Source organism: Isoptericola sp. NPDC060257 (assembly GCF_042726645.1).
Classification (GTDB): Bacteria; Actinomycetota; Actinomycetes; order Actinomycetales; family Cellulomonadaceae; genus Isoptericola; species Isoptericola nanjingensis.
The window spans coordinates 1-4,791 of sequence record NZ_JBHXAW010000315.1 but is presented as its reverse complement, the minus strand read 5'-3'; the positions used below and the strand labels follow the sequence as shown (position 1 = coordinate 4,791).

6 protein-coding genes and 2 pseudogenes are annotated in these 4,791 nt (G+C 74.9%); 1 reads left to right on the top strand and 7 read right to left on the bottom strand.

Annotated elements, in window-relative coordinates:
• Window positions 1–189 (top strand): annotated as a pseudogene (locus ACFWEK_RS18970) (hypothetical protein); the annotation flags it as partial.
• A gap of 400 nt (window positions 190–589) precedes the next feature.
• On the opposite strand, the pseudogene ACFWEK_RS18965 reads toward ACFWEK_RS18970, so the two are convergent.
• The 7 genes and pseudogenes from ACFWEK_RS18965 to ACFWEK_RS18935 form a co-directional block, all read right to left on the bottom strand.
• Window positions 590–1,186 (bottom strand): annotated as a pseudogene (locus ACFWEK_RS18965) (LysM peptidoglycan-binding domain-containing protein); the annotation flags it as partial.
• Between the two features lie 164 nt (window positions 1,187–1,350).
• A complete protein-coding gene (locus ACFWEK_RS18960) occupies window positions 1,351–1,812 on the bottom strand; it encodes a pilus assembly protein TadG-related protein (RefSeq protein ID WP_430555047.1) in 462 nt (153 codons plus the stop codon).
• Window positions 1,813–1,815: 3 nt separating this feature from the next.
• Window positions 1,816–2,265, bottom strand: coding sequence for a TadE/TadG family type IV pilus assembly protein (locus ACFWEK_RS18955; protein ID WP_430546238.1), 450 nt, complete (start codon window positions 2,263–2,265; stop codon window positions 1,816–1,818).
• Window positions 2,262–2,594: a TadE/TadG family type IV pilus assembly protein gene (locus tag ACFWEK_RS18950; protein ID WP_430555046.1), complete on the bottom strand. Its 333-nt coding sequence runs from the start codon at window positions 2,592–2,594 to the stop codon at window positions 2,262–2,264. The genes ACFWEK_RS18955 and ACFWEK_RS18950 overlap by 4 nt, the downstream gene beginning before the upstream one ends.
• Window positions 2,595–2,674: 80 nt before the next feature.
• Window positions 2,675–2,875, bottom strand: a complete 201-nt coding sequence (locus ACFWEK_RS18945; RefSeq protein WP_430546240.1) for a hypothetical protein — start codon at window positions 2,873–2,875, stop codon at window positions 2,675–2,677.
• A 53-nt stretch (window positions 2,876–2,928) separates the two neighbouring features.
• Window positions 2,929–3,840: a hypothetical protein gene (locus ACFWEK_RS18940; RefSeq protein ID WP_430555045.1), complete on the bottom strand. Its 912-nt coding sequence runs from the start codon at window positions 3,838–3,840 to the stop codon at window positions 2,929–2,931.
• Complete coding sequence (locus ACFWEK_RS18935; protein WP_430555044.1) at window positions 3,837–4,703, bottom strand: type II secretion system F family protein; 867 nt, start codon at window positions 4,701–4,703, stop codon at window positions 3,837–3,839. The genes ACFWEK_RS18940 and ACFWEK_RS18935 overlap by 4 nt, the downstream gene beginning before the upstream one ends.
• Window positions 4,704–4,791 lie beyond the last annotated feature (88 nt).

Here is a 4,791-nt window from a genome sequence, read left to right as displayed (position 1 = left end):
TGGCAGTTCGACGACCTGCTGGCGCTGGCGCGGCGGGCGGCCCCGTTCTCCTCGCTGCCGGAGTCGGCGTTCACCGCGGTGCTGGACATGCTGGCGGGCCGCTATCCCTCGGACGCCTTCGCCGAGCTGCGCCCGCGCGTGGTCTGGGACCGCGTCGCGGGTCGGCGTCCTGGGCTGCCGCGTCCTGCGTGCCCGCGTCCTGCGCCACGACGGCGGGAGCCTCCGGCGCGGCGGCGTCCGAGGCCGCGTCGACGACGGCCTCGGCGGCGGGAGCGCCCGCTCGCCCGGCGGGCTGCTGCTCGGCCGGCTCCGCGGCGGGCCGCGCGCCCTCCGCCTCGGCCGCGCCGGGCACCTGGAGCGTCCAGCCCGGCAGGATCAGGTCGGGATCGGTGAGGTGCGCGCCGCCCGGCTGCGCGACGTCGCGCGACGCCTCGAAGATCTCCGGGTACCGGTCCGCGTCGCCCAGCTCCTGCTCCGCGATCTGCGAGAGGTTGTCGCCGGCCTCGACGACCACGGTGCCGGCCTTCGCGTCCGGCGCCGCAGCCTTCGCGCCGCCCTGCGCGGGCGTCTCGGGCGCAGGCACCGTCAGCACCCAGCCGGGGGTGAGGAAGTCGGGACGGTCGGCGAGCGTGTCGGCGTTGAGGGCGACGATCTCGCGGAACCGATGGCCGTCCCCCAGGTAGTGCTCGGCCAAGGACCACAGCGAGTCGCCGTGCTCGACGGTGTGCTCGACGGTCCGCGCGGACGGCTCGTGGTGCGCGGCCTGCTCGACCGGCGCCGCCTGCTCGGCGGCGACCTGGGCCCGGGCCTCGCGGAGGAGGTCGGACGAGATCGGGGCCGCGCCGGACCCCTGCCCGGCGGACTGCGACGCCAGCGCGGCGTCGAGGGCCAGCTCCCCCACCCCGGCGCTCTGGCCCGGGACGGCCTGCTGCACGGAGACGGCGGCGACGACGCCCTGCGGCGCCCCGGCCGAGCCGCCCTCCAGGGCCGTCGCCGTGGTCGCCACGGGCACCGTGGTGAAGAGCAGCAGCGCCGCGGCCACGAGCCCGCGTGCCGCGTTCTGCGGCAGCCGCAGGCCCACGAGCCGCGGGGCGCGCACCCCGCGCAGCTGCGCCACGAGCTCGACCAGGATGCTCAGCGCGAGGAACGCCCACGCCACCCAGGCCGCCGCCTGCAGCAGCAGCATGAGCAGCGACCCGTCGTCCGGCGACGTGAGCATCGACAGGAGGGTGTCGGGCGAGAGCAGCCCGTCCTCGAGGGGGTTCGCCCCGACCGCCAGGAGCAGGTACGGCACCCCCACGGTGACGGCGATCAGGAGCAGCAGGGCCAGGAGCCCCTTGAGCCGGCGCATCATCGCTCCGCCCCCTCGAAGGCCCGGACCACCCGCGCCTCGCCCTCCCCGGACACCGGCATCGCGCGGATCCCGATGATCCCCAGGAACTTGGGCTTGTAGGAGTCCGTGGTGCTCACGACCACCAGGTCGCCGGCCACGGCGACGTCGGTGACGACGACCCCGGTGGTGCTGGCGTACGAGCGGGCGGCCGCCCCCGCCGCGGCAGGGTCGATCGCGACCCCCGTGCCGCGCAGCGCGTCCGACGCCACGACCGCCTGCCCGCCGGCCCGCGCCGCCTGCTGCGCGACGTCGCGCGCGTGCTGCTGGGCGAGCACCTGGCCCGAGAGGTCGACGGCTATCCCGACGACGACGATCATGACGAACGCGCCGAGCGCGAGCCAGATGGAGACCGAGCCGCGCTCGGCGGCGCGGCCCGTGCGTCGCGCGCGGAGGCGCCGGGGGACGGTCCTGGCGGGCATGCTTCAGCGCTCCCGGTAGGTGTCGATCGGGCTTTCCATTGTCTTGGTGATCCGGATCGTCCCCGGAAGACCGGGGACGGCGAGGTCGCCGACGCCGACGTCGCAGGTCACCGTCGCGGAGACGCTCGAGGCGACGCCGACGGCGTTCCCGAACCCGCCCGTGTTCACCGCGACCCGCGGGGCGCAGTTCAGCCCCTTCTCGTCGAGGCTGCGCCGCGCGGCCGCGACGGCACCGGCCTCCGCCTCCGCCTGGGTCCGGGCGATCGACGCGGACCGGGCCGCCTCGGTGGCGGCCGCCTCGACGGACTGCCCGGCGATCGCCACGCGGCCGCCGGCGAACACCAGGCCCATGATCAGCAGGAAGGCGGGCACGCCCACCGCGGCCTCGATGGCCGCGGACCCGCGCTCGCCGTCCCGCAGCCGACGTCGCAGGGCGCGCGCCAGGCGGCTCATCCGGTGAGCCTCTCGACGGGCAGGCTCGCGGTCTGCGAGATCTCCGGGTTCCACAGCGGCACGATCGACTGGGCCTGCACCGTCACGGTGACCCGGGCCTCCGTGAGCGTCCGCTGCGGGACGACGTTCCTGACGCTGAGCTCCGCGCCGACGTCCGCGAGGTAGTCGCTCGCCGCCGCGCTGCCCGCGTACGCCGAGCCGTTCTCCGCGGCCGCGGCACGCACGCCCTCCTGCGCGGCCGCGTAGGCGACGGCGCGGGCCTGATACCACAACCCCGCCTGGACCCCCGCGAACATCAGGGTGAACAGGGCGGGCAGGAGGAAGACCATCTCGATGGTCGAGGACCCACGCTCGCGCGCCCCGCGGGCACGGGGCCCGCGGTGTTCTCGCGCTCGCCCGGGCCCGGGCCTCACTTGATCTCGCCCGCCTTGTTGTTGACGAAGGTGGTGATCGCACCGACGACGATGGCGACGATGGCGATGACGGCCACGGCCCACAGGACCTTCTCGATGGTCTCAGAGCCGGTCTCGGGCTGGGAGGCGAGCTTGGTCCTGGCGCGGTCCGCGACGGTGACGCCGAAGGTGTGCAGGGTGGCGATGAGCTGGAGCATGGGTGTTCCTTGTCCGGGATGGAAGTGGTCGGGGGTACGTCGACGAGAGGGCGTCAGATGCCTCCCATCACGTTGAGGAGCGCGGGCGTCACGAGGATCACCATGAATACCACGCCCAGGAGGGACATGGGCATGTTGATCCGCTCGCTCACGGCGTTCGCCTTGCCGCGCTCGGCGTTGAGCATGGCCGCGCGCATGGCGGCGGACCGGGCACGCAGGTTGTCGTACACCTGCGAGCCCTCGCCGCTCATCCGCATCACGTCGGCCAGGTCGTCCAGCTCCGGGAGGCCGAGCTCGTCGGCCAGGTGCTGCAGGGCGTCCCAGGGCGCGACGCCGTTCCAGCGGGAGCGCTGCAGCTCCTCGCCGATGCGGCGGAACACCCACGAGTCGCCGATCTCGGCGGCGCTCTCCATCGACTGCCGGGAGCCGGCGCCCGAGAGGCGCTCGAGCGCGACTAGGTCGATGTAGGCGCTCAGGGCACGAGCAAAGTCGGCCCGCGCGTGCTTGGCCTCGGTGCGCACGTCGATGTCGGGCGACACGAACAGCACGACGGCGAGCCCCAGCGACGCGACGGCGGGGATCGTGAACGGCAGCGCGGGCCCGCCCGCGACGGCCAGCATCAGCGTCAGCACGGGCGGGATGACGAACCCGACGAGGCCGTACAGCGCCTTCTTGCCGTAGTAGCGGTGCACCGGGACGCGCAGGAGCGCGAGCTCCTTGGTCGGCGTCCTGCCCCAGGCGGCGGCGGGGAACCGCTTGATCGCCCAGACGCCCACGCGCTCGTAGCGGTCGCCCGCCACGAGCTCTGTCTGCATGGTGGCGCGCTCCTTCGCGGCCTCCTGCGAGTAGCGGCGCACGACGTCGGCGACGTCCGGGCGGTTCGGGGCCAGGCGCCATACGAGCAGCCCGATGCCGAGCCCCACCAGCGCGCCGCCGAGCAGCGCGATCTGCAGCCCTGTCGTCACGACCGTGCCCCCTCACGGGCGCGCTCGCCCATGAACCGCGGGAGCGCCTCGCCCTTGGACATCCGGCGCATCATGACGAGCAGGCCGACGTACGCGGCGAGGTAGGCCGTGATGAGGACCTGCCCCAGGGCCGAGGAGTACGGGGCGATGTAGTCGCCCGTGAACGCCAGCACGAGCAGCACGCCGGCGGTGATGATGGTGACCCAGCGCGCGGTGGCACGGGGCTTGGCGCGCTCCGCCTCGATCTCGCGGCGCGCGCGCACGTCGTCGGCCACGGACTGCGCCAGCGACTCCAGCACGGACGCCAGTCCGGCGCCCCGGCGGCTCGCGCCGAGGATGAGCGTCGCCGCCACGACGTCGCCCGTCGCGTCGTCCAGCTCGTCGCCGAAGGCGCGCAGGGCCGCGACCGTGCCCCAGCGGGCGCGCAGCCGGGCCACGAGGTTGGTCACCTCGGGCCGGATCTCCTCGGGCGCCGACCGCAGCGACATGCGGATGGCCTCCTCGAGCCCGACGCCCACGGTGAGCACGCCCGCCAGGCTGCGGGTCCACTCCTCGAGCGCCTCGAGCCGGCGGATGACGTGCCCCGAGCTGCCGGCGCTGAGCAGCACCGGGAGGCCGACGCCGGCGATCGGGCCGAGCACGATGGCGACCAGCCAGTGCGTGATCGCGTAGACCACGATGCCGCCCACGAGGCCCACCCCGGCGAGGATCTTCGTCTGGCGGTCCACCGCGGCGAACCTGGCGGCCAGGCGTCGGCGGCGCGGCGCGGCGTCGTCGACCGGCACGCGGCGCACGCCGACGACGACACCGATGACGCCCGCCACGAGGAGGGCGCCGCCCAGGGCGGGCAGGAGGGCCGTCATCGCAGGTCCCCCTGCTGGGCGCCCTCGACCAGGTAGGACGTCAGGTCGAACCCGAACCGCTCCAGGTCGCGCAGCTCCTCCGGCATCG